Raw genomic sequence first — 26,119 nt, forward strand, 5'->3', positions numbered from 1 at the left:
AAAGCTTTTGCCAGAAAGTCTTAACTGCCATCAGCCAAAGGGTGCTGGTTCAACACAAGCGCTTTCAATCGCTCGTCCAGCACATGTGTGTATATCTGTGTTGTGGATATGTCAGCGTGGCCAAGCATCTGCTGCACCGCACGCAAATCAGCCCCGTTAGCCAATAAGTGCGTTGCAAATGCGTGCCGCAGTTTGTGTGGGCTAACATTGGCAAGTGGAAGACCAACTTCAGCAGCGAGTATTTTGAGCAATTGCCCCACACGCCTGCGACTCAAATGTCCTTCAGCACCTGAAGAGGGAAACAAAAATGTCGTTTCCTCAATCTTGCCCTTTTTTATAACCTTTTGCCGTTCCGCTTCAGCATCAAGATATGCGAGAAGTGCCCTGCGGGCTTTACCACCCAAAGGCACCATGCGTTCGCGCCCGCCTTTACCGCGCACAAGAATCATTGTTGTATCCGGGCCCACTGATCGGCGCGGCAGCGAAACCAGCTCACTTATGCGCAAACCCGTTGCATATAAAGTTTCCAGCAAGGCGTGCGTGCGTAATGCTTTCAATTCACCCTTTGCCGCCAGCATTTCTGCATGGTCCAGCAAACGCTCAACATCCTCGTCAGACAATATCTTTGGTAATGATGCACCTAAACGCGGACTTTCAATATTTTTTGCCGGGTTATCGCTGCGCAAACCTTCACGAAACAGAAACAAAAACAGTTGACGGATCGCTGACAAGCGCCGCGCTACTGTTGCTGCCTTAAGGCCGTGATTATAAAGATGCGCAAGATATTGGCGAATAGTTTCAGTTTCAGTGTCCTTCAATGGCACAGATGTAACCGAACAAAAATGATCAATATCTCGTTGATATGCCTTAAGGCTATTTTCAGCACGACCTTTTTCAGCAGACAACATTTCCAGAAACTGCTCAACGAAGTCTCTATCGGACATTGAGCTTACAAGCCTTGGCTGATTAAAATATCAAACACAATTGCCTTGGCAATAGCATCAAACCCGACACGACGAAGACTATTGATGAGTACACCAACGACAGATGGTGGTATGTCCTTGGCATTCACTTCGCCGTAAAGCTTGTAAAATGCGGTCAATGTAGCCACTGGATCTTGGGCCGCAACGCTTTGATCAAGCGCGCGCCATAGAGAGGGCGATATACTGCTACCTTCAAACACAGCAGGACCATCTGCCACCAAAGCCCAGGCACGGTCAGGTACGTCAAAGCCCAAACCATCCATCGCGGTTAGCAAACTATTTGCGATAACAAATTTATTCTCATTATCACTCATGGTCTGCCACCAACGTTCAAATGCCGTGGCATCATACACACGGGAACTGGTGGACAGTTCGTTCGGCACATCAGCAATTGCTATCAAAGGCCACAAACGCACAAGAGCGACATCTTTGGCTTCATCAGTACCCGCAGCTTGTGTGCGCAGCGACAATATCCGCTTTGCAAAAGCGTCACCGCCTGTCATCGCAGCAGCGCGAACAGCAATAGCCGCAACCGCAGCAGTATCATTTTCATTTTGTAAAGCTCTAGTCAGTATCTCAATTGATGACGCAAACTTAGCTAATGTGCCATTCGCAACATTGCTCTCCCAAACTTGCTCAAGGGCTTGCGGGGCCATGTCAGTTTGCTGCGCAATAGCCGCCAACAATGTCAACTGCTTAAGTGTTTCGCTTGCTTCTTCACCTGACCGATCATCTTGCAACCCGCTCTCCAACTCCGTCACAACCTGATCAGATGTATCATCAATATTGTCTATTGATGCGTCTTCGTCGACAGGCCCAGCAAGCAGGTTAGTCAACAAACCGCTATCAATAGGGAAATTGCCAGCAGCCGCTGACATCAAGGCAGCGTCAGCAACCCCGCGAGATAACATAGCGTCCAGAAGTTTGACCTTAGCTTCTGGGGAAAGAGAAGGGTTTTGCAACAACATAGGCACGGCCAAAAGATTGGCATCACTTAGATCAACGTCATTTATTTCAACGCGAGCCAACCTTGCCATTGCAGCAGAAACAATATCTGCCGGCATAGGCGCAGATAGAACAGTTGGTTGAGGTATAACAGCGCCTGTCGGCTGCTCTGCCTCAATCAATATCTGATCGAGCAATTGATAGAAGGTTGTATCAAGGGATCGTGTTTCTTCCAGAATACCGAGCTGAAAATCAACGCCTGTACGGTCACCGACAGCTGCCATACAAAAAGCGCTCAGACGCACCCAGTATGCATTTATGTCTATGGCGCGCTGACTTTCCGCCACAACACACGCATCTGGTAATTCGCCTTTTAGCAAATGTGCATGTGCCTGATGGCGCGCCAATGCTGACCAATCACGGTCAATAGGAAGTGCATCAATTAATGCAGTGTATGCAGACACATCAGCAAAAGCCTCAAATACGGCTAGGCGTGCAGTTAACATTTCAATGATGTCGCTATCACGCTCTGGTTCAGGCAACGTCAGCCGGGATGCAGCCACTGCACTCGCCAAACGTGACAAAGCGGGTGAAAAGGTAGGTTTTTCTATACGCTCTAAAAACGCAATAATTTCTGCACGGCTATATCCTTGCCATACTGTTTCAATACCGCCGGCGCCAATACCCGTATTGACTGGTATGCCTGACGGGTCAAGGCGCTCTAATATCCCTTCCTGAAACAACTCACCGAAAGGATCATCTGGCGTATCTTCCTGCTCTGGCTCAACCACCTGTTGCTGTTGTTCACTGGATAGCGCTGAAGCATCGACACTCTCCAAACCTTCCACATTATCAGCAGGTGTGCCTTGTCCGGGCACAATTGTCGCAGCATCAGCAGGAAGCGTGTCCGTATTTTCCGCCGCCGGTACAGCAAGTGAACCGCGCGATACAAATGGTGTTGGCAGGATTGATTTCGGTGCGCCAATACCTGGGCCCAGCTGACGCTGTGCTCGTGCCCTTGGGCCAACAAAATATAGCGTACGCCTGTTCGTTGATCGTACTCTGCTGCTGGTTTGTGCGTCTTGTGCTGCGCGCTGTGCCTGTTCCACCTGTGTGGTATTGTCCGCCTGCGACTGCTCAATATCGTCTTGAGCAGCATCCTGTGCATTAGAAGCAGCCGCCAGAACCAAAGAGCCGATTGCAAGTATTATGAAACGCTTTAACACAAGAAAAACCCTCATAGTCAAGAAGGGAAACGATCATTATTGAGTGTTTTAGTGACATTCTCGGAAGGCGCCGGAATATCCCATGTCATTAGAAACAAACCGCCACCTACAACCAGAACAACTCCAGCAATGATCATGATCTGTGTTATTTTTGTCATCCGCTCGCCTTCCCGCGTTGCAAAATAGATACTAAAGTACAGTAAAAGCTTTGTGCTGTTTATAGGCGTTGCCTGCTATCAAGTCCAGCAGACAAACATACCAAAAGCGCAGCCATGAACCACTAGCTAAGTAATACAAATGGCTAAATTATGATCTCTTACCGTGTGATAATGATAATCTTCAGAAAAAGCCTTTGCCGAGGCCCGTTTGTACGAGTAAAGGTCTGTTATGTCAGATAGTGCACAACATAACTTTGAGGCATCACCTATTCATAAAGGAAATACCCTTGGTATCTCCAAAACTATTGTTCTTGTTGGTCTTATGGGAGCAGGAAAAACAACTATTGGGCGGCGTTTAGCCAAAAGACTTGATTTAGAGTTTATTGATTCTGACTTTGAAATAGAAAAAGCAGCCCAAATGACGGTTAGCGAAATTTTTGAAACATACGGCGAAGAAGACTTTCGCGCAGGCGAACGCCGCGTGATCGCACGCCTGATGGAAGGCCCCGCTAAAATTATTGCAACAGGCGGTGGTGCGTTCATAAATGCTGAAACACGTGCGCTTATAAAAGAACACAGTATCTCCATTTGGCTTGATGCCTCACTGGATATACTTGTTGAAAGAACGGCGCGCCGCGATACACGCCCTCTGCTTCAGGTGGAAGACCCGCGTAGTGTCCTTGAGAATCTTCTCAACGAACGTTCACCTATATACGGTGAAGCAGATATGAAAGTACAATCATGCGACGGACCGCATGAAACAGTTGTAGACGCAATTGTCAGAAAACTAACTGCTACAGAAGTTACCGATGCCTGATACACAAGATTATAACCAACATAATACAATACAAACCGTTCCGCTGGCACTGGGTGATCGATCATATGACATTCTCGTTGGAACAGGTCTTCTTGATATCGTCGGTGAGTATATAACACCACTGCTGAAGCAGCCGCGTGTTTTTATCGTTACAGAAAAAAGGGTCTTTGAACATCAAGGAAACAGGCTTAAGGCCGCGTTAGAGAGCGCAAACATTGATGCAGAGTGGTTTACACTTGAAGCTGGTGAAGCAACAAAATCATTTGAACAATATCAATCTCTTGCCTGTAATCTTTTAGAAGCTGGCATTGAACGGTCTGATACCATTCTTGCTTTTGGCGGTGGCGTCATAGGTGATCTGGCCGGTTTTGCAGCTTCTAGTCTGCTTCGCGGCATCAATTTTATTCAGATACCCACAACACTATTAGCGCAGGTTGATAGTTCTGTAGGCGGAAAAACAGGTATTAATACGCCGTTTGGCAAGAATTTAATCGGCGCTTTTTACCAACCAAAACGCGTCATTATCGACACAACAACACTCAACACTTTGCCGCTGCGCGAATTACAAGCGGGTTATGCCGAAGTCGTGAAGTATGGCCTGATTGATGATCCCGCTTTCTTCACTTGGCTGGAAGAGAATTACGGTGCTGTCATGTCTGAGCAACAAGACCATAACACGCGTGAATTGCGCATTGAGGCCATCACGCACTGCTGTCGTGCCAAGGCACGCATTGTTGCTGCAGATGAGCGAGAAAAAGGGCAACGCGCTTTATTGAACCTGGGGCACACCTTTGGACACGCCCTGGAAGCTGAGTGCGGCTATGATGGTACAATATTGCACGGCGAGGCTGTTGCTATTGGCATGATACAGGCACTAGAGACATCCATGCGTCTTGGTACAGCTAGCACCAAAAACCGCGACCGTGTAGTTAAGCACTTCAAAAAAATTGGTATGAAAACAAGCGCTTCAGAAATCAATAGGCCATTAGATGCTGAGGCTCTGTTGCAACACATGTTTAAAGACAAGAAAGTGGAAGCAGGCAAGATTGGTTTTATTCTTGGTGATATTGGTTCTGCAACAATGCAGTACGGTGTAGACCTTGATATTATTCGCTCAGTTCTTCATGATTCCATCCATGCACCGCGTTAATTAAGCAAAGGACAACGGCGATGGACGCCGGACTTTTCACAACAGAATTTTGGATAACCACAGGCATTATTTTTGTGCTCTTGCTACTGTCCGGGCTTTTTTCCGGCTCTGAGACGGCACTAACGGCCGCATCAAAAGCACGCATTCACCAGCTCGCCAAGGGCGGCGATAAGCGCGCAAAGCGCGTTTCACGCTTGATTGATGATAAAGAGCGGCTTATTGGCGCAATATTACTCGGTAATAATCTGGTTAACATTCTGGCATCTGCACTTGCTACCAGCCTGTTTCTGAATCTAATGGGCGATGACGGCGTTTTTTATGCAACAGCTGTAATGACGGCCCTCGTGCTTATTTTTGCTGAGGTTTTGCCTAAATCATATGCCATTGCTCATACGGAAACTATGGCATTAACAATGGCGCGCGTTATAGGCTTTGTTGTCTTCATTTTTGCGCCGATTGTTTCAGTTGTACAAAAAATCGTACGCATAACGCTGAAGATTTTTGGTGTTGATACGTCAGAAATTGATAACCCGCTTTCAGCCCAGGAAGAGATAAGAGGAGCGATCGACCTACACCGCCATGAAGGCGGCATAGTCAAGGAAGATCAGCATATGCTGGGCTCTATCCTTGACCTTGAGGAAGTCACGATTGAAGACGTAATGCTGCACCGCAAAAGCATGCAAATGCTCGACCTCAATATGCCAACAGATGATCTGATTGCTGCAATTGTGCGCAGCCCATATACAAGGCTTCCCTTATATGACGGTGAGCCTGAAAACATTGTTGGCGTGCTGCATGTAAAAGACGTACTGCGTGCCATCAGGCGCGCTGGTGGTCAGATGCACCGCTTTAACGCCAAGCGGATTATGACCAAACCCTGGTTCGTTCCTGAAACCACAAGCCTGAAAGAACAATTAAATGCTTTTCTCGAGCGCAAATCACACTTTGCACTGGTCGTAGACGAATACGGCGATATTCAGGGTTTGATTACGCTGGAAGATATTCTGGAAGAAATTGTCGGCGACATCACAGACGAACATGATTTTGAAGTGCCAGGTGTCAGCACACTTGCCGACAACAGCGTCCAAGTTGAAGGGTCCGTAACTATTCGCGACTTAAACCGTATGTTTGACTGGCATTTACCTGATGACGAAGCAACAACAATTGCAGGCCTTGTTATCTATGAAGCCGAATCCATTCCTATTGTTGGTAAAAAATACAGCTTCCACGGCTTTAGATTTGAAGTAACAGCTCGAAACAAAAATCAAATTACCAGTATTCGTATGCGTAAGCTCAAATAAGCTGGTCCAGAGAGCGTCACAGCAAACATATTAATAATCGTCATCAAAAATTCATTTTGAAGTCATTTAAGCTGCGCGCAAATCCCATAAATAAGCTGCATCATAAATAAAAGAGACTCAAAAGGTCTCATGTTCACGGAGAGTATAATGCCCGAACAGAAAACCGCTCAGCTTGTTGGGTTAGTCAGCCTTATTGCAATAATGACATCATTGCCCACATTGGCACAAACCAGCACTGACGATACGGATGTTGTAGACGAAATTATTGTGACGACGCAGAAACGTAGTCAGAGTTTGCGCGATGTACCTGTAACCGTTACCAGCTATACTGGCCGCTTACTTGAAGATCTCAACATTGATGAATTTGATGAAGTTTCCGAGATTACACCAGGTCTCATCATCCAAGAACAAAGCCCCAACAATCCGGCATTTGTTATTCGCGGAATCACATCTGACAGTGGCTCTGCGCAAATAGCGCCGCGTGTTTCCATCTATCTCAATGGTATTGATGTTTCACGCTCACGTGGTTCACATTTTGAACTGTTTGACATCGAGCGCATTGAAGTTGCCAAAGGCCCACAAGCGACCCTTTTTGGAACAGCGTCGGCCATTGGCGCAGTTTCGGTTATTACCCGCAAAGCACAGGAAGAATTCGACGCAGAATTAAGCGTTGGCTATGGAAACTTTGATGCATATCAGGCACGTGGCTTCATAACGGGTGGCAATCAAACACTGCAGGGCCGCCTTGCCTTCAGTTACCGCAAGCGCGATGGTTTCATTGAAAACATCGCCGGTGATGCAGGCTCGCAGTCCGAGGGAGGCACCGTCCAACCTGACCTCAATGGTATCGAACGCTTTGGAATAAGAGGTAGTGTCCGCTTTGTGCCCAATGACAATTTCACTGCTGATCTAGTGATCAATTACGAGGAAAACGATGACACAGGCACCAGCTTCAAGTCTGGAAACTTTGCACCAACTGGTGGTGCAACAGACCCGTTCAGCTTTGCTGAACTTGGTGGTGCAGGACCTCGCTCTGAAGAAGTTCTCGGTTCAGCAACGCTCGGCATTGAGCGAGATCTTTTTGACGGCAATCTGACCATGCAATGGGACCTAAACGAAAACTGGAGTATCACCTCTGTAAGTGGCTACCGCGAATTCGACAGCCTGGAGGTTTTTGACGCAGACGGTACTGCAGCAATCTTTGCAGAATTTGCTGAGGATTCGAGTGGAGATCAGTTTAGTCAGGAGCTGCGCGCCAACTACGGTAGCGACACCTTAAACGCTTTTTTCGGTGTAAACTATTTCACTGAAAGTGGAAGACAGCGTGTACCGTTCCTTACAGAAGAAGGTACATTCCTACAGTGTGCCGCTGGCGTTATTCCGGACCTTCCATGTGTTGCGCCTGACGGTACTGTGGGCTCAGTCACCGCCGCACAAGGCCTGCCGCCTATTTTCTACGACGCAGAATTTGGCAACACAGGCAGCTTTGATATTTACTCAGCATTTGCAGATGCAACTATCGGCATCACTGAGCGGTTAGAGTTTACTGCAGGCATTCGCTATGTATACGAGGAACGCGAAAGTGGTTCATTCGCAAGGCTTCCGAACTCGGTCCTGACAGGCGCACCATTGCTAGCGTTCGGTAATGTCGATACAGGTGGGAATGTGGTAACCGCAAGCGAAGATTACAGTGCATTCTTGCCACGCTTTAATGTGCGATTTGAAGCAAGCGATGATGTTAATTTCTATGCGACAGTTGCTAAAGGCAGGCGGTCGGATGTCATTGATGTTGGCTCAATTGCAGGCCCGAACGGCACGCCAGTTGCAGATCCAACTTTCATCCCTGAAGAGGTCATCTGGAATTATGAAGGCGGCATGAAGGCACGCTTGCTGGACGGACGGCTTGATGTAGCTGCATCTGCTTTCTACCAAGACTATGAAAACTTTCAGGTAACAATACTTGACCCTAACGGCGTAACACGTCCTTCAAATGCAGGATCAGCGTCCAACTTCGGCGTCGAAGGCGAGTTTCGTAGTCAACTCAATCAATATTTCCAAGTATTCGGCAATGTTGCTTACATAGACGCACAAATTGATGATGAAGCTGAAAACGGCATCTTCGCAGGCAATCGTTTTCGCCTGCAGCCAAAGTGGTCAACCGCGTTAGGCGGCTTAATGACGGTGCCAATTACTGACGACATTAATTTCTTTGCCAATGCCACATGGACGTACCGTTCAAGTGCGTTCTTTGAAATTGAGAATGCTCAGATCGCAGGTCTTGATATCGCTGAAGACGCAGTAAATCTGGTTAATGTCCGGGCAGGTTTCGCCGCAGCCGATGATAGCTGGGAAATTAATGTGTTCGCCAACAATCTGTTTGACCGTGAATACATCATTGATGCAGGCAATACCGGCGGCGCATTTGGTTCACCAACGTTTGTTGCCGGTCCGCCACGCTTTTACGGTGTACAACTAACGGGTCGTTTCTAGGCATCATGCCTTACTAGCCAAATAAAAACCCGCTACTTCACATCGAAGTAACGGGTTTCTTTTTTAGGTTTAATACAAAGATCTTAAGTTAAGCTAGACCTTTTTCCATTGCGGCACTGAGGCGGCGCGCAAACGCAGAAGCATCATCAAGCGGATCACCTTCAAGGATTTTAGCCTGATCAAGCACCAGCCAAACAGGATCAGCCAAATTATCCATTGCACCCTTCTCGCCAGCAAGGCTTGCTAGCTTGCGCACCAACGGGTGTGACGGATTAACTTCCAGAACTTTCGCCGTCATACTGTCCAACTGGTTATGCGCTTTCAAGATACGCTCCATGTGCATGTCCATGCCACTTTCGCTCGCAACAAGGCACGCTGACGTGTCAGTTAGTCGGTCAGTTGTTCGCACATCAGATACTTTGTCACCCAACACTTCTTTCATTAGCGTTGTCAGCGTTGTCATTTCACCTTCAGACGCAGCTTCTGGTTTTTTGTCATCGCTTTTATCGTCAGCAATGTCCTTCAAATCGCTACCACCATGCGTGATAGACTTGAAAGCTTTCCCGTCAAAATCAGGCGTCATTTGCAGCCAGAAGTCATCAACGGCATCCGATAATAATAACACTTCGATACCACGAGAACGGAAGCCTTCTAGCTGCGGGCTTTTAGCAACTGCAGCAGCATCCGTACCGGTAATATAATATATGTTGGACTGCTTGTCTTTCATGCGGCCAACATAGTCTTCAAGTGTCGTCCAGCCGTCAATCTCAGTAGAGCGAAAACGTGACAGTTTCAAAAGCGCATCGCGCCGCTCATGGTCTTCATAAATACCTTCTTTAATGACGGCACCAAATTCTGACCAGATCGCAAGGAACTTTTCACTGTCCTTCTTCGCGAGTTTTTCGAACTCACTAATCACTCGCTTTGTAATTGCTTTGGACATTTTCGTGAGAGTAGGGTTGTTCTGTAGCATCTCACGGCTAATGTTTAGTGGCAAATCCTGACTGTCTACGACACCGCGCATAAAACGCAGCCAACCCGGCAACAAGTCAGCACTATCATCTGAAATAAATACGCGCTTTACATAGAGTTTCACACGGTTTTTACGCGCTGGATCAAACAGGTCCATTGGTTGCTGCGTTGGTACAAACAACAGCACCGTATACTCCTGCATACCTTCCGCTTTGTAGTGCAGTGTCATGGAAGGGTCATCAAAACCACCGCCTACATGTTTGTAGAACTCGTTATATTGTTCTTCTGTGATATCAGACTTTGCCCGTGTCCAAATCGCTGAACCTTCATTAACCACTTTTGGTTCAGCGTCAGCTTCCTCGCCGCCCTTGATCGCCATCGTGATAGGCACAGCAATATGGTCACTGTATTTACCAACAATTGTTTGCAGGCGGTATTGCTCCAAAAACTCGGCAGCATCATCTTTTAGATGAAGCTGAATTTCAGTACCCGTGTTTTCCTTGGAAGCCTCACCGATCTCGTATGAACCCTCGCCGTTACTGGTCCACACCCAAGCTTGATCATCACCTGCCTTACGGGTTGTTACAGACACACTGTCTGCCACCATAAAGACCGAGTAAAAACCAACACCAAACTGGCCAATTAACTGCATGTCTTTTTTACTATCGCCAGTTAACTGGTCAACAAAGTTAGCCGTTCCTGACTTTGCAATTGTACCAAGGTTTTCGATCAAATCATCTCGGTTCATACCGATACCGTTATCCGCAACCACCATGGTTTTAGCTTCCGGATCAACCGTGATCGCGATACCAAAGTCACCGTTACCCTTTAAAAGGTTGGCATCTGTCTGGCCTGCATAACGCAGTTTGTCACACGCATCAGATGCATTGGAAATTAACTCACGCAAGAATATCTCACGGTCAGAGTAAACCGAATGCACCATCATATGTAGCAAGCGGGAAACTTCCGCTTCGAAGCCCATTTTTTCGGTTTTAGTTTCTGTATCGCTCATTAGTTTCTCCGAACATAGTTTAAGTCAGGCATATCATTGTGGTCATCGAGCAATTCGCGATGACGTACAGCCCTGCCTCAGTAATTATTTGTCTCTCATTTAGGGAAAGAATGGCGCACGTCAAGAGGGTGAGCCTTCAGTTTGCTCGATCTGGACAAAATCAGATTTACGGCGCTTTAATATTTCAGCATCTGCATCAGCTATTTTAAACAACCAGCCACTGACTTTCTCATTAATTGTTACAGCCTCGGCAGGAACATCTCCGCCAGCATTATCAACAGAAGTTGCGGTAACTTTAATCCAATTACCCTCCTGATAATTGAAGACCGTTACAGTCAAAGCCAAACCATCATACGTTTTAAGGCTTACTTCTGCGATAGCGTCCGCTAGCGGGTTATTAACCTTTTGAACATCTTCAACAGTCAGCAATGTAAAGAGCTGAGCGGGTTCAGCGCGCAACCAGGCAGGTTGAAGTGCGGTGCCCTCAGTCACATTCTCTAATATAAAACCCGCATCACTAGATGTACGGCTTAAAGCGGCATCATTTACAGTGACAGCGGCAATACGCGCGTTCTCAATGTGCAGCACATCCTTATCAAGCCACTCAACAGGGTCGATATCCGCTGCCTCAATACCAGTAACCAGCCACGCACGCGTGTCTGTATCTTGAAACATATACGTAAGGGAGCGACCATTGTTACTGCCCTTTCGCGTGCCAAGCTTCACCGACAGCAACGTTCCGCCTGTATCATCTTTAAGTGCCACTTCTGTCGCCGTGCTTGCAAGCCCCAAGCGATCAAAACGGTCGATATTAGATGTTTTAGGCTCACGGCGCTCGGACAATGCAAACCCACGCAAAAATGCACGGACTTTATCAATGTTAGCCGGAAAACCGTTTCGCTCATTCACGTACCAGCCGTTCGTATCTCTGTGCAAGGTAACTGCACCTTCATCATTTGTGATGCTAACAAGGGCCGTTTCATTGATGCGCTCAGACAATCCTGCAAAAGAGCGTTCACCACGCGCGCCTTGATCACGGGTAGGGTCTTCACCAAACAATATCCAGATTGCAGCCAAAATGGCCGCCAACGTCAAATACCCAAGGATGTTTGTCATTCTTTCAGACACAGCAGTCTCGATTTTACTTTAAAGGAAACGGTGACCACCTGCACGCCGCCGAATAACCAAACGCACCAGCACATACAGAATAATCAACATAGGCATCAAAGCGATATTGATGAAAGCAAGCATGTCGCCCAAATTTTCAATATTACGGCGCAGATTGCGATTCACATTACGAAGCGCCTTACGCGTTTCCAATAGCTGATCGCGGAAACTCTCTATTTCCAACTCCTGCTCAGCAGAAAGAACGGCAGCCCCCTCAGGGTTTTGTGATTCCAATGAAGCAATCCGCGCTTCTGTTTCACTCAGGCGATTTTGCAATTCTTCTTCTTCGCTCAAATATTTGCTTTCAGCTTCACGGCGTAATGCATCCACTTTTTCAAAAGGCCGCTTTGAGATACCGCGGCCACGCAAACCCAGCAAAGCATCAGAGCCAGAAATATGATCGGCCAGATTGAGAACAAAACTACCGTTACCGGCAAGTGGAACAGCAACACGCTGGCCCAGCATATCTTGCAACTGCACCCAGAAGCGATCATCAAACAAGTCAGCGTCTGACGTAACGGCAACATTAATCTGACCACTGGCAACAGGTGCATTTTGAGTGTCAGAACCTGCTGCAATAACAGCCTGAGCAACCCGGTCAGGAAAAGCTGTGCTGGCCAAGCCCTCTATACGTGCTGATAAGATATAACTCTCTTCATCAGGTGCCATATCTCGCAGCACGGCGTCCGGATCAGGAACACCGACTGCACGTTCGGCCGGAAACAGGCTTGAAACAGTGCTGGTCGTCACAAGTGGTGTTATGGATGTGGATGCATCAGCCAGCGGCTTCAATACACCTGCACTTGCAAAATTCATTGATGACACAGCACCCGTTACCACATCAGTGTCTGATAAAAAGTCGTCAGTAATGGCGAGCCAAAATACATAATCTTTTACAGAGTCTGGTCCAAATCCACCCATTTGAACACGCTGCGCAAGCGACGCATCACCCACAACCTGCCCGGCGGGCATTTCAACACCCCAAGATGCCAACAACGGATCAAGTGATGAACTACTAGGCACCACTGCACGCGGATCAACCGCCTCAGCGTGCGGATCAAGGAACACAAGTGCTTTTCCGCCCTTGAGTACATACTGATCAATGGCAAACATCTGGTCTTCTGAAAGTGCTGGAGGATGCACCAACATCAAAACATCAGTATCAGTCGGGATTTCGGTGAAACCCTCAGCCAAATCTTCAACGTCAAAGAAATCAAATAATTGCTCGTACAGCACATAAGGTTCCGATTGCCCCGCAAGCATTGCCTGCGGACCACCCGGACCAAACTGCATTGGCAACGTAGTGAGCAGTTTCAGCTTTCGACGATCAGATGTATCAAGCGTCGCCAGGAGCTTGACCAGATCATATTCAAGAAACTTTTCACGTTCTTCCGAAAAGAAAGGAATAACAGCCTCACCGTCAACGGCGTCTGCTGCGGCTAATCCTATGTAGAGCGTAGAACCATCATTAAGCGGTACACCGCGCAAACCCAGTCCAACAGCTTCATCTTCTTCCTCGGAAAATGGCTCAGGGTCAATGATAGACAACTGTATATTATCTGCATTTTCAGCCGCAAATGCCCGCAATAAGTCTTCAATACGTTTACCATAACTGAGAAGTTGCGGAAACGGTGTTGCTTGCGTTTTTGAGAAATAGAAATCAAGTGTGATTGGCTCATCAACGCTGCGAAGCAACTCTTTGGTGCCATCAGAGAGCGTGTAAAGATTTTCTGCCGTTAGATCCAGGCGTACACTGCGAAAGTAACGATCCGCAATAATAGTGGCTGACAGAAATACAAATGTTGCCAATATGATTTGTATTGTCGAACGACGTGACAGGAGAGATGAAATCTTTTGCATTACCCTGCCTCCCTCTTGCTTTCAATCACAATACGATTGACCCATAGCCAGAAAACAATCACCGCAACAAAATAAACAACGTCACTCAACGTCACTACACCTTTTTGCAAGGCATCAAAATGCGTCAGAAAGGACAGATTTGCCACCGCGAGTACGACAGCGTCAGGCGCCCACGCTCCAACCGTGTCCAAAACCATTGGCAAACCAGAAACAAGAAACAGAAAACAAACTGTTACAGCAAGAATGAATGCAACAACCTGATTTTTGGTCACAGATGACATTGCTGCACCAATCGCCAAATAAGCACCTGCCATCAAGAATGAGCCAACATATCCCGTAATGATCACACCATTATCAGGGCTACCTAGCCAATTAACCGTTATCCATATCGGAAAGGTCAAAGCCAATGCGAGCGCCGCAAAAGCTAGTGCCGCCATATATTTACCAATAACCACGGCTCGTGTTGGTAAAGGCAAAGTCAATAACAACTCGAATGTGCCTGCTCTGCGTTCTTCTGCCCAAAGCCGCATGGCAATTGACGGCATAAGAAACAGGTACAACCAAGGTTGATACGTAAAGAACGAGACCAAATCAGCCTGTTCACGCTGATAAAATGACCCGATGTAAAAGGTGAATAGGCCCTGCATAATCAAAAAGATCACCAAAAACACATACGCAACCGGGCTGGCAAAATAGCTGGAGAATTCACGGCGAAGGATTGTCATAATAGCTGTCATTGATCTTCTCCCTCGGTTAGCTGGCGAAACACATCATCCAACCTACCAGAATCAACCGTGAACTGACTAACTTGCCAATTACTAACAGCAGCAATGTCCCCGATAGTATCGGCGATTTCTCCGCCACCCCTGGCAAGGACAGTTAAACGCATCTGGTTACCTTCGCGAGCTGCTTCGACGCCAGCAATCTGCTTCAATGATTTTAATGCAGATGCTGCCAACTCAGCCCTGTCTTCCGGTAACAACATGGTCACAGCATTACGGTATTTGGATTTCGCCTTTAATTGTGAGGGCGTACCATCCGCAACAATGCGACCTTTATTAATGATTACGGCCCGGTGACACAGTGCATCAACCTCTTCAAGAATGTGTGTCGAAATAATGATTGAACGGTCAACCGACATCGCTTCAATCAAACGGCGCACCTCGTGTTTCTGGTTTGGATCAAGGCCATCGGTAGGTTCATCAAGAATAAGAACGTCCGGAGCATGCAAAATAGCAGCGGCCAAACCCACACGCCTCTTGAAACCTTTGGAAAGGGTTTCAATACGCTGCCCCATCACTTTCTCAAGGTTAACAGCGCTAGCGGAACTTGCTACAACATCGTCAGCTTCACGGCCAGTGATGCCGTGCGTGGCAGCAATAAATTTTAAGAATGAAGCAGGCGACATTTCGCCGTATAACGGCGCGCCCTCCGGCAGATAACCAATACGCTGACGCGCCGCTTCATTTTCAGATGTAACCAGTTCGCCGCAGATGTAGGCGCTACCACTTGTTGGCGCCAAAAAGCCCGTTAACATCTTCATGGTTGTTGTTTTACCCGCGCCGTTTGGCCCAAGAAAACCAAGCACTTCACCTTTGGCAACCTCTAGCGAAATACCATCCACCGCTTTAAGGTTACCGAAGTGTTTATTTAAGTCGCGCGCTTCGAGAAGAACATCAGCCACTAAATGATCCTTTAGTATTTTGCTTAAACTCTCGCTTCATAGCGCTTTGATATATAGAAAACTCCGGTTCTGACAACCCCGTAAGCGTTAAAATAACCCAAAAATCAGACCGCCCGTGGCGCTTTTCTGGCAAAACTACCATATTGGTCAAACATACGTTCACGCCAAGCTTGAATAGGTATGCTGCCGGCAAACGGATCAAAACTGGATGGTATATGCGCAAACATAACTGGCCCCATTAAACAATGGTCAGCAAATGCAGGTACCGAACCAGACAAATAATCATGATTAGCAAGAATAGCTTCGATAGGTGCAAGTGAAGCTTTAAACGATTCGCGCCGTTCATCACGAGCGCTGCGGGTTGATTCTATTGTACATCCAATCCTGGGTTCACGCGTTTCTCTGAAATACACTTGCGATTCAGCATCCAATGTATCGTGGATATCCGCAACAATCATCATAAAGACAGGCATTAGAATGTTCTGATCCATCCAATTGTTCAGGATAACCGCTTGCTCTGCAGCGAGAGGGCTCTCGAATAGCGGCTTTTCAGGAAATGTAGCATCCAGATAGCGCGCGATATCAAGGCTTTCCGAAACCCATTTTTCGCCGTACTTAATGACAGGAACACGGTTTAAACCAGACCCTTCAAGCGCAGATTTATTGGTAAACGTGACTGTTTTTGTATCGTAATCCAGTCCTTTATGTTCGAGCATCATTTTGATGCGCCAAACATACGGACTAAACCGAATCTCTGGTCGTGCGCCGCTTAATTCAAATAGTGTTAACATGGGTGCCCTCCACACTTGCCGTGATGATAGCCACGGTCACAAAATTCATGCGCGCAACCTGAACCAAATAGACGTTTGCGTCCATCAACAAAATAGTGAGTGGATTATCGGAATAATGAAGATGTTGAAGCTGACTCAACCGGGGGACAAGAGAACCAAGGGGTCAGGGGGACCCAGGAACGCAACCGGTTGAGCCAGCAGAGGCCAACAAAAAAACTATGGGCCGCGAATGCGGCCCACAAATGGCTCAATTATGGCGAAATAACGCCGTCTTATTTTACTTGGATATTTTTTCTATCGGAGCGTTACGTCACCAGAGCCCATGCTGCGTGATTTAACGCTTTCAGGCTTACCCCAAACATCTACATCGCCGGAGCCCATGATACCAACATCCGCTTTTTCTTTGAGGTGAACAGCCACATCGCCGGACCCCATAATGCCGACATCGCCTGTTGCACATTCCATCTTACGCGCACTAACATCACCGGAACCTTTAACTTCCACATCAAGTGAATTGCACGTACCAGAGGCTTCCACATCACCGGAACCTTTAATATCAATAGAAAGGTCGTCCACCGTCGCATCTATAAGTTCAACATCGCCAGCACCGTGAACACTTGTTTTAAAATTGCCACCGCTTAGACCTGTGATCGTAAAATCGCCAGAGCCATAAACCATGGCAGCCTCAAGTGATGGCACAGTTATGTCTACACGTAATACATCGATACGATGATTGCGGCGCCATTTACGCTCGTTATCAAGCTCAATATGCAGCGTATCACCGCGTACTTCAGTTTCAATATCACCCATAATATCACTGTCTGCCGTAATTTTTACGGACTGCTCACCGCCAACAGTGACATTTACTTCAAAAGAACCTTTGTTCTTAATTTGGTTGAATGCTTCGATGTCGCGCATTTCTTCAGATGTATCTGCAGCAATCGCACCACTAATGCCCGCAAGCGTAACAACACAAGCACCGGCAACAAATTTACCAAGTGAATTCATTGGAGTTCTCCCTCAAGCCACCGAAAAGGCAGCATCATGTCTTTATTTAATTGAAATGCTCGCAAAACCACCAGAATGTTTTTTCACATTCTTAGGGTTACCATAAACCGAGATGGAGGCAACACCGGCCACATCTGCATCAATGCTTTCGCTTGCGTAAACTGACGCTGAACCCGCGCCTTTCACTTCAACTTCAACATTTTCGCACTTCAGGTCATCAGCCTCAATATCAGCTGCACCTTTCATATCGATTGTAAGCGTACCGCATGTACCACTAATATCCACATCAGCTGCGCCTCGAATATCAATTAGCAACTCATCGCTATCAATGTTTTCAAACTCGCCGTCCACGGCACCACGCACATCAATGGCACGCAATGATTCCATGTTGATAGTTACATCAACATTCGTGTTGTTCCAAAAACGCTTACTATTACCATCTTCTTTCATGTCGATGATTAATGTGTCGCCTGATACTTCCGTCGTTACACGGTCAATACGGCTTTCACGCGCTCTAACCGTCACTTCCTGATCACTGCTGCCAGCAGTTAGCTCAAGGTCGATAGCGCCGCGTATTTCAATGCGTGTAAAGGTTGCCACATCGCGTGTTTGTGTCACGCGTTCACCCTCATCATCATGCAACATTGTTGCACTGCCTGCGACCGAGTAAAGAACACTTGTTGCAACGCCAGCAGCCAAAACGCCTGCCAATACATTACGGCCTGTCGAATGTCGGCCAAAAATAGATGGGAATCCCATTGTTATATCCTCTCTGTTTGTTGTCGTTTTTATTATGTTTTTTATTAGTCACGTTTCTTCAGCGGAAACTTATATAGACTGCATATAAATATCCCATTGATTGCTTTCAAGGTCAAGACACACAGCTTAAGTACAAGATTCATATAGAATTCCATTCCAAATACTGCTGCAATATAGAGATACTGGTTCTAAATGTTAACCGAATCGCGCAACATTCCATAAGCAACACAACCGATAGACCAATTGCATTTAACACCGTTTTGGCTCAAGATGATCATTATTGAGGAGCTTTATGAGCAAAAATTCTTCTATTTATCCGCTGTTCAGCGAAAGCGACATGGCCTCTCAGAATAGTCATGCGCACCCAAAAGCGGTTTACTTTATGCGTCCGGAACTGGCACGCATCCTTAACGTTTATGGCCGTTTGGTTTCAGCCGGAGAGTGGCGGGATTATGCAATTGATCACCTGAAAGATCAGGCCGTGTTTTCCATTTTTCGCCGCGCCAGTGAAATGCCAGTTTACCGCATTATCAAAGAGCCTGCGCGCAACACCCAGCAAGGTATGTGGCGTATTGTTGGCATGGATGGCCGCATATTGAAGCGAGGGCATGCACTTGATCAATTGTTACGTTATTTTGACCGCATGATGCTTAAAGCCACAGACTAGTTTATATCAACCACAATACAGCAATCTGTAGTTTACTAATGCGTTATTGGTTTGCTTACTTTTTGGCGCACCACTTCCTGGATCGTTGCATCCAGCTTTTGCCAATCGACAGGTTTAGATACACATGCGTCAATTCCAGCTTCGCTATACTCATCCATGTGCACCTGGGTTGTGTCCGCAGTTAAGGCTATAATTGGCAATCTACACCACGTCTCGTCCATCGCCCTTAACTCACGCGTGGCCGTTACGCCGTCCTTAACAGGCATGTGAATGTCCATGAGTACAACATCATACACATCCTTTGATAACGCTTCCAAAGCCTGTGCACCATCACCAACAACAACAACCGGATATCCCATACGCTCTACAAGAAACTTTTTCAGCATCATCTGATTAACGGGGTTGTCTTCAGCAGCAAGCACCCGGATGTTTTCTCGCCTTACATCGTTTGTGTCTTCAATAATGTCATGGTCGCGGTTTGTATTTGTGTCAGCAACAGGAAATGCTGCTTCAAAATAAAAGGTGCTTCCAGCGCCCTTTTTACTGGCACACCATACTTTTCCGCCCATTAAGCCTGCCAGTTTTTTACAAATAGAAAGACCTAGCCCCGTCCCTTCTGAAGAACGACTACGTGTTCCCTCAGCCTGATAAAAAGGCTGAAACAACCTTTCCCGTTCAGAAGGAGACAAGCCAACACCATCATCCCGCACGGCAAAGCTTAAGTACACTTTGCCACTTGCATCTGAGGTATAGCTCTCGTCAATATCAACAGTTAGTGCAACAGCGCCTTTTTCAGTAAACTTTGCAGCGTTAGAGAGAAAATTATTCATAATCTGGGTCACACGCACAGGGTCCATCATCAACTGCAGCTGAGCATTGCCGTTTACAGTCAAATTGAAAGACAGACCTTTTGCTTCTATCGCCTTTTTATGTGTCTGAGAAAGCTCTTCAACCAGGTTAACCAAGTTGATTGACTGTGGGTTAAGATCAAACCGCCCGGCTTCCATTTTGGAAACATCCAACACATCTGACAAAACTGTTAACAACTGATCACTGCTGTTAAGCGCAATTTGCGATAACCGTCCGCGCTCATCAGCATCATCTTCATCTGCCAACAACTGTAAAACACTAGTGATACCATTTAGCGGCGTGCGTATTTCATGACTAATGAGGGCAAGAAAATCTGACTTTGCCTGATTGGCTTTCACTGCTTCTTCTTTTGCCTTAACAAGCGCTGCTTCTCGCTCTTTTTTAGCGGAAATATCCTGATGCGTTCCAACAATTCTGCGCGGAGAACCATCCTCTCGCCAGCTGACAATCTTACCCCGGCTTAATATCCAAACCAAAGTGCCGTTTTTGTGTATCATCTGGAATTCATCTTCCAGGAACCCATCACCAACCGATTGATAGTCTTTAACCGCCTGCTCTGCATCAAGCAGGTCTTCAGGCCTACACAAAATAGACCATGTGTCGTATGTATGGGGTAGTTCGAATTGCTCATATCCGACTATATTCATATACTGGCGGCTGAAATACACCTCACCCGTAACCACATCCCAATCCCAAAGACCGTAATCGGCACCTTCAATGGCAAAGCGCAACTGATCGCGGTCACGAATAAGCTGCTTAACTTCGTCTACAGCATCTTCAACGCGGCGAGCCGTTACCACACAAGCAACCTTTGCTTCCTTGATAGGTAAAGCATTCCAGTATAGTGCCAGCTCACTGTCGCTTGATGATGTACTTTCAATAGTATTACCGCGAATTTGCGCCAACTGTTCTCTCAGCGCCGAACCGGCCAGAACATCCGCAAATTCAGATTCAGAGAATATGGCCTTACATTCTTCAAAATGGCTTTTTCCGACCCAAGATCCACCGTCAGGCGAGCCAAACAGTATTGCCCAGTCATTATTTACAGTAATGTAACAACCGTCTTCATCAAGCGCCGCTGCTGCAATATTCAGCGTGTCAAAAACCATGTCTGCCAATGGAATTGAAGCGCTGGCCTGATCGTGTAATTTATCTGACGGTTTATTTGCCTTTGGGCGCGACAAGATACTCTTCCTGTTAGGTAAACATTATTAATAGCGCGCCCTGCACGTCACGCGAAGCTAAAAATAAGTCAATGGACAGATTTCCTGTTTCCAGCGTGAAACACCAATGGTGACTAGTCATAGCAACGACTTTGCACCATCTTTTGCCTGCTCAAGCATAGCAATGGGCGCGCCTGACTTCACCATCACGCGCATACCAAAGTAAATTGCACTAGCAGCGCTGGCGGTTGCCCGCAATGCTGCGCCCGCATGCTTTTCAGCTAAAGCACTTTCAAATGCCTCCTGCATGGATGCCATGCTTTCCGCCACTGATTTTTCTACATCTTTATCATACGGCGCCTGGTCCATGGCGGCATTGCAAAGCAAACATCCGCGCCGATCATCATGTATCGTTACAGCATCAACAACTGCTTGCAACAGCGCTATCACACGCGCATTGCCCGGCATATCAGCAGCGGCGCCACGCCCCATAAGCAAGTCTTTAGCCGCCCTCACCTCGCGCGCATCGTATTCCTGCAAGGCACGCAGATACAGCGCGTGTTTATCACCAAATGCCGCATATAGGCTGCCTTTGTGCAATCCGCTAGCCTTGATCAGGTCATTATATGATGTGCCCTCATATCCGCTTTGCCAGAAAACATTCTTTATGGCGTTCAGCACTTTTTCTTCTTCAAATTTTCTAGGGCGCGCCATTTTCTCTCCTCACGTTAACGTGATTAACCTAGTTATTGACTGCGTGGTCAATAACTGCCATTTACAGTTTTAGTTATTTACCACACGGTCAATAACTATCAAATGAAAAATTGGCTGTGTGCCAAACATGTGAACGTTAATTTATCGGAAAGGACTAAACCCATGCTTAAGAAAATTGCCCTCACACTATTTGCCATCGCATCATTCAGCGCAGCATCTTTCACAGCGCAGGCAGCGCCCGCAGACAGTACAACAACCATTGTCAAAAGCGGCAGCTTTGAAGGCCGGAATAACCACATAACAACCGGCGACATTTCCATCGTGAAAACAGATGCCGGCTATATAGTTGTTTTGGAAGGAAACTTCTCATTGGACGGCGCCCCTGCCCCAACACTTGGCTTTGGCAAAGGCGGCTTTGATGAAAAAACAGAATTCACCAAACTAGCATCAACAACAGGCCTGCAAGTTTACGCAATCCCAGCGAATATTAACCCGTCACAGTTCAGCGAATTTTATGTGTGGTGTTCAGATTTCAACGTAGCACTCGGCGTTGCAACATTGAAATAATTCCCGCAAAAGCATCACCCACATTGCAGTGGGTGGTGCTTTTCCTATTACTGTCAGGAGAAGAGACATGAAATTTTTATCCATTAAAGCCCACAGTTTTATCGATTATGCGACCGCACTTGCCCTTATTATCGCGCCGTTTCTGATTGTTCCCATTGGAACACCCTTGATCGCGGTTTGGTTTTCAGTCGTGGCTGGCGTTGGGCTGATTGCATACAGTGTAATTACAGATTACGCAGCAAGTATAAGGCGTTCAATTCCTTTCAAAGTTCATCTTGTTATAGACTTTATTGCTGGCATCGCATTTATAGCTGCACCTTTTGTCTTCGGGTTTGAAGGCATTACACAAGCATACTATTTGATTATGGGTGTCGCCGTAATTCTTGTCGTGTTGGTCACGCAGAATAATGATGACCAGCAGCCAGAAGAAGCAAATGCTGAGAGCGAATAGCTTCTGTTGAGAGTTTCAGCAATTCACGACACAGGGTGGTGAGTTTGCGACAAAGTAAGTATCAGCGCGCAACTTCCTTCCATAGAGTTTTACAAGAAAACTGGGAGGAAGTTTATGAAAAAGTTTGTATCAACGGCCCTTACAGGGGTTTGCGCATTAGCTCTGCTGGTTAGCAGCGCGGTTGGCGCCCAAATCAACGATGTCGCCGATAAGATTGCCCACGCTTATTCTGTGGATGGCATGGATGCAGTCAATTCAATTTCTGTTAAAATGGAAGTTAGTGTTGGGTCATTAGGTCAAAACAGAACGCCGACGTTGGGTGAATTCCATAACATGCGCATATGGGCGGATATGGACTTTAGTGGTGAACGTTTCTCGTTAGAATACTTCAATGATTTTTACCGATCACTGCATCACTTTCGGTTCCTGGAAGTTGATGGGAAATCTCATGCGATAGTGTATCAGAGCCGTGCCTTGTTGCCAGGGGCGAGCGGTGCTGGTAGCCGGATGGGAGAACTGCTGCCGATTGTACGCACTTCTGATTTCCTACTTGCCTACATGATTTCCAAAACCCCGGAAAAAATGGAATACCTTGCTGACGAGCAGTTTATGGGACGCGTGCTCAGCAAATACAAATTCACCCTGGAAGGAGAACGAGTATTGTATCCTTCTATCGACCCTGAAACAGGGTTGATTGCTAAAGTGGCAATGACGGATGCATCAACTGATACTTTCTATCAATTCCGCGATCACGCGAACAAAGGCGGCCTGCGGTTTGCCCGTCAGGTCGACCTCTACAACAATGGTCGATTGGTGAGTTATCGACGCTATACAGACGTAGCCGTCAATGATGTTTCAGCGGAGAATTTTGAGTTGGAAAACAGTTTGAGACAAATGCCGGGTAACATCGATCGGGCGGCATGGCACACAGATGAGGTTTTGCCGGGTGTATACCATATCGGTGAAGGTAGTACCTACAGCACCTTCGTTGATACAGGTGAATACCTGATTGGCGTAGGAGCTCTGCAGCGTCTTGGTAGCAGACTGGATTATTTCCGTGAGCAAATGGGCAACCAAAAACCGTTGAAATACATGGTTGCGTCACATCATCACTTTGACCACATATCAGGCATCAAAGATCTTTTAGACACCGATGTTAAGTTCATAATTACGCCAAATACAGAGCAACTGCTGTCAGAGCATGTGAGTCCAGACTTCGGCGAAGATCGTTATGAAGTGGTTTCCTCTATGCGTGAACTTGGAGAAGGACCAAACAAAGTTATCCTTAACTTGTTGAGTACTGTGGACGTATCTGAGGTTTTGCTTTTCCAGATACCTGATAAAAAGGCGTTTGTAGCGGCTGACCATTACCGTGCCCCTTACCCGACAAGTCAAATGCGGGCAGCAACCCGTGCAGGTGTTTCTTTAAAAAATGAAATCACTAAACTAGGGTTGGATTTCGATTATGTAATTAATCTGCATGATCCTGGTAAATGGACATGGGAAGCTTTTGAAGAATCCTTTACCCGTTTCAATGAAGAAAAGTGCCCTCTTAACCGACCAATTTGTCGTACACCTGTGGAATAGAAAAATCTGTGAATGAAGAATTTAAGCGGTTTCTGAGGTTTAATGCCGTTGCGTGGGTGCTATTTTACTGGCTTCTGCGCACGTCCCAAGGCGTTATTTTCGACAAGCCGCTTATTTATATGGTCGTGGACCTGTCTGACACCTGCGTCGGGTTTTTGCAGTGTCTGTTGCTGAGGCCGGCATTGGACAGGTTCATCGGCCAGAAGACAATACTGCGCGGCTTTACGGCATTCATCGCGATCGTGACCTCTGTTCTGTTTTTCAAGGCCGTACACGATCTGATATATCAACAGGTCTTCCCTCCGGAGGTGCCTTATTCTTTGGTTCAGTCTGTGACCACAGGCCTCTATTTACCGGGATATATCTTTATCGTTTGGAGTATTTGCTATGCTGCCTGGCAAGCAGTTCGACAACAAGCTCGAAGCCAGGAAGAGGCGCTGCGAGCCAAGGCAAAAATCAGCGCACTGAACGCTGAACTAGTGCGCCGCCAGATGGTGCCACACTTTGTTTTCAATACGCTCAATCTATTGGTGGCCACAGCACTCAAAGAAAAGGCTTTTCACACCAAAGACCTGCTCGTAAAATTCTCGGAGCTTTTACGCTATGTTGCGGAACGCGGCGAAAGTGGCATTTCATCTCTGGGAAGAGAAATTAACTTTGCTCTGGACTATATGGATATACAGTCCTCCCGCTTTGGACACCGGGTCATTTTTCAGCACAACTTGGCACAACTCACAACGGAAGCGTTAAGTATGGAAGTGCCGGTGTTGCTCATCCAGCCACTCCTTGAAAACGTAATCCAGCATGCCGTCGAACAGTATAAAGAAACTATTGAAGTGCAGCTGCAGGCTGATCTGAAAGACAATGGATTTCGCCTACTCTTAACCAACACATTACCTGCTGGGTCCTATGAACCGAAGGAAGGAAGCAGTTTGGGTACAGGGCTCGCTGGTCTGAAAAGTCGACTGCTGGAGAATTTTGGTACACTAGCGCAAGTGCAAGTAAATGCAGCACCAGACCTTTTTTCTGTGTCGGTGTTTGTCCCCGGAGTGGATGATGGAGGCGTATACTTTGACACTGAGTAATCTGACAGTGCTTATATGCGATGATGAGGAAGCGGGTAGAGATGTGCTTTCTTATGAGCTTAAGCAAATCGGCGTTAAACGTGTGATAACGTGTGGCTCTGCAGATGAGGTTCTGGACCGTGTTCAAGAAGGCCTACCTGACCTGTTCTTTCTGGATATCCAGATGCCCAGTATCAATGGGATAGAACTTGCGCGGCAACTGGCCAAGTATAAATGTCATGTCGTTTTTGTAACGGCCTATGTAGGTTTTGCCGCCGAATCTTATGATGTGGACGCACTGGATTTTATTACAAAGCCCGTAACCAATCACAAGCTGATGCGTGCACTGGAGCGAAGCATAGAACGACGATGGGATCAACCTGACAAGCCTATCAGTTATTTAGTTAAAATTCAGGAAGGACGCCATGTCCAGCTGCTTAGCAACACAGAAATTGGATGCTTTTTGGCGGAAGACAAATACGTACGTGTGTGTGCCAATAATCGAGAACTGCTATGGCGACAAACGATTTCTGGATTACAGAAAATTTTGCAGCCTGATTTCATACGTGTTCATCGATCGGCTATAGTGAACCGGAACAGCATTAGAAGAGCATCTCGAAGAGATGGTCGCCTTGAACTTACCTTGCATGATGGTAGAGTTTTACCTGTTGGAAAAACGTTCGAAAAAGATGTGCGTTCAGTTCTTTGAACTC

General features: G+C 46.8%; 23 protein-coding genes. 10 read left to right on the plus strand and 13 right to left on the minus strand.

Annotated features, from left to right (window positions below; translation table 11 throughout):
• Positions 1–20: 20 nt before the first annotated feature.
• From OEU88_RS00215 to OEU88_RS00225, 3 genes are read right to left on the minus strand one after another with little or no spacing between them, the layout of a single operon-like run.
• Positions 21–944, minus strand: coding sequence for a site-specific tyrosine recombinase XerD (locus OEU88_RS00215; RefSeq protein WP_262693080.1), 924 nt, complete (start codon positions 942–944; stop codon positions 21–23).
• Between the two features lie 5 nt (positions 945–949).
• Entirely contained in the window at positions 950–3,154 is a 2,205-nt protein-coding gene (locus OEU88_RS00220) for a hypothetical protein (protein ID WP_262693081.1), read from the minus strand.
• A 17-nt stretch (positions 3,155–3,171) separates the two neighbouring features.
• Entirely contained in the window at positions 3,172–3,312 is a 141-nt protein-coding gene (locus OEU88_RS00225; protein WP_262693082.1) for a hypothetical protein, read from the minus strand.
• 229 nt (positions 3,313–3,541) lie between these two features.
• Here OEU88_RS00225 and OEU88_RS00230 point away from each other — a divergent pair, with 229 nt between their 5' ends.
• The 4 genes from OEU88_RS00230 (at position 3,542) to OEU88_RS00245 (ending at position 9,070) form a co-directional block, all read left to right on the plus strand.
• On the plus strand, positions 3,542–4,129 hold the full coding sequence (locus OEU88_RS00230; RefSeq protein ID WP_262693083.1) for a shikimate kinase: 588 nt from the start codon (positions 3,542–3,544) through the stop codon (positions 4,127–4,129).
• Complete coding sequence (gene aroB / locus OEU88_RS00235) at positions 4,122–5,279, plus strand: 3-dehydroquinate synthase (RefSeq protein ID WP_262693084.1); 1,158 nt, start codon at positions 4,122–4,124, stop codon at positions 5,277–5,279. The genes OEU88_RS00230 and aroB overlap by 8 nt, the downstream gene beginning before the upstream one ends.
• Positions 5,280–5,299: 20 nt before the next feature.
• Complete coding sequence (locus OEU88_RS00240; protein ID WP_262693086.1) at positions 5,300–6,580, plus strand: HlyC/CorC family transporter; 1,281 nt, start codon at positions 5,300–5,302, stop codon at positions 6,578–6,580.
• Positions 6,581–6,727: 147 nt separating this feature from the next.
• Entirely contained in the window at positions 6,728–9,070 is a 2,343-nt protein-coding gene (locus OEU88_RS00245) for a TonB-dependent receptor (RefSeq protein WP_262693087.1), read from the plus strand.
• Positions 9,071–9,158: 88 nt separating this feature from the next.
• On the opposite strand, the gene htpG is transcribed toward OEU88_RS00245, so the two are convergent.
• The 8 genes from htpG to OEU88_RS00285 form a co-directional block, all read right to left on the minus strand.
• Positions 9,159–11,054, minus strand: a complete 1,896-nt coding sequence (gene htpG, locus OEU88_RS00250; protein WP_262693088.1) for a molecular chaperone HtpG — start codon at positions 11,052–11,054, stop codon at positions 9,159–9,161.
• A gap of 120 nt (positions 11,055–11,174) precedes the next feature.
• On the minus strand, positions 11,175–12,182 hold the full coding sequence (locus OEU88_RS00255; RefSeq protein WP_262693089.1) for a DUF4340 domain-containing protein: 1,008 nt from the start codon (positions 12,180–12,182) through the stop codon (positions 11,175–11,177).
• A gap of 18 nt (positions 12,183–12,200) precedes the next feature.
• Positions 12,201–14,081: a GldG family protein gene (locus OEU88_RS00260; protein ID WP_262693090.1), complete on the minus strand. Its 1,881-nt coding sequence runs from the start codon at positions 14,079–14,081 to the stop codon at positions 12,201–12,203.
• A complete protein-coding gene (locus OEU88_RS00265) occupies positions 14,081–14,818 on the minus strand; it encodes an ABC transporter permease (RefSeq protein WP_262693091.1) in 738 nt (245 codons plus the stop codon). Before OEU88_RS00265 ends, OEU88_RS00260 begins: the two co-directional genes overlap by 1 nt.
• The gene (locus OEU88_RS00270) at positions 14,815–15,765 is read right to left on the minus strand and encodes an ABC transporter ATP-binding protein (RefSeq protein ID WP_262693092.1); all 951 of its coding nucleotides are present in this window, start codon (positions 15,763–15,765) and stop codon (positions 14,815–14,817) included. The genes OEU88_RS00265 and OEU88_RS00270 overlap by 4 nt, the downstream gene beginning before the upstream one ends.
• 104 nt (positions 15,766–15,869) lie before the next feature.
• Positions 15,870–16,556: a glutathione S-transferase N-terminal domain-containing protein gene (locus tag OEU88_RS00275; protein ID WP_262693093.1), complete on the minus strand. Its 687-nt coding sequence runs from the start codon at positions 16,554–16,556 to the stop codon at positions 15,870–15,872.
• Between the two features lie 294 nt (positions 16,557–16,850).
• On the minus strand, positions 16,851–17,564 hold the full coding sequence (locus tag OEU88_RS00280) for a head GIN domain-containing protein (protein WP_262693094.1): 714 nt from the start codon (positions 17,562–17,564) through the stop codon (positions 16,851–16,853).
• Between the two features lie 42 nt (positions 17,565–17,606).
• On the minus strand, positions 17,607–18,323 hold the full coding sequence (locus OEU88_RS00285) for a head GIN domain-containing protein (RefSeq protein WP_262693095.1): 717 nt from the start codon (positions 18,321–18,323) through the stop codon (positions 17,607–17,609).
• A gap of 292 nt (positions 18,324–18,615) precedes the next feature.
• Between OEU88_RS00285 and OEU88_RS00290 the strand changes: the two genes are divergently transcribed.
• Positions 18,616–18,990, plus strand: a complete 375-nt coding sequence (locus OEU88_RS00290) for a DUF2794 domain-containing protein (protein ID WP_262693096.1) — start codon at positions 18,616–18,618, stop codon at positions 18,988–18,990.
• A 35-nt stretch (positions 18,991–19,025) separates the two neighbouring features.
• On the opposite strand, the gene OEU88_RS00295 is transcribed toward OEU88_RS00290, so the two are convergent.
• Both OEU88_RS00295 and OEU88_RS00300 read right to left on the minus strand, forming a co-directional pair.
• Positions 19,026–21,044 carry a hybrid sensor histidine kinase/response regulator gene (locus OEU88_RS00295; RefSeq protein WP_262693097.1) on the minus strand — a complete coding sequence of 673 codons (2,019 nt, stop codon included), beginning with the start codon at positions 21,042–21,044 and terminating at the stop codon, positions 19,026–19,028.
• Between the two features lie 117 nt (positions 21,045–21,161).
• The gene (locus OEU88_RS00300; RefSeq protein ID WP_262693098.1) at positions 21,162–21,737 is read right to left on the minus strand and encodes a TetR/AcrR family transcriptional regulator; all 576 of its coding nucleotides are present in this window, start codon (positions 21,735–21,737) and stop codon (positions 21,162–21,164) included.
• Between the two features lie 162 nt (positions 21,738–21,899).
• On the opposite strand from OEU88_RS00300, the gene OEU88_RS00305 reads away from it, so the two are divergent.
• From OEU88_RS00305 to OEU88_RS00325, 5 genes are all read left to right on the plus strand, one after another.
• Positions 21,900–22,304, plus strand: a complete 405-nt coding sequence (locus OEU88_RS00305; protein ID WP_262693099.1) for a DM13 domain-containing protein — start codon at positions 21,900–21,902, stop codon at positions 22,302–22,304.
• Positions 22,305–22,371: 67 nt separating this feature from the next.
• Positions 22,372–22,755, plus strand: coding sequence for an SPW repeat domain-containing protein (locus OEU88_RS00310; protein WP_262693100.1), 384 nt, complete (start codon positions 22,372–22,374; stop codon positions 22,753–22,755).
• Positions 22,756–22,869: 114 nt separating this feature from the next.
• A complete protein-coding gene (locus OEU88_RS00315) occupies positions 22,870–24,342 on the plus strand; it encodes an MBL fold metallo-hydrolase (protein ID WP_262693101.1) in 1,473 nt (490 codons plus the stop codon).
• A gap of 8 nt (positions 24,343–24,350) precedes the next feature.
• A complete protein-coding gene (locus OEU88_RS00320; protein WP_262693102.1) occupies positions 24,351–25,427 on the plus strand; it encodes a sensor histidine kinase in 1,077 nt (358 codons plus the stop codon).
• A complete protein-coding gene (locus OEU88_RS00325) occupies positions 25,414–26,115 on the plus strand; it encodes a LytR/AlgR family response regulator transcription factor (protein ID WP_262693103.1) in 702 nt (233 codons plus the stop codon). The genes OEU88_RS00320 and OEU88_RS00325 overlap by 14 nt, the downstream gene beginning before the upstream one ends.
• Positions 26,116–26,119 lie beyond the last annotated feature (4 nt).

The organism is Kordiimonas aquimaris, assembly GCF_025574485.1.
Classification (GTDB): domain Bacteria; phylum Pseudomonadota; class Alphaproteobacteria; order Sphingomonadales; family Kordiimonadaceae; genus Kordiimonas; species Kordiimonas aquimaris.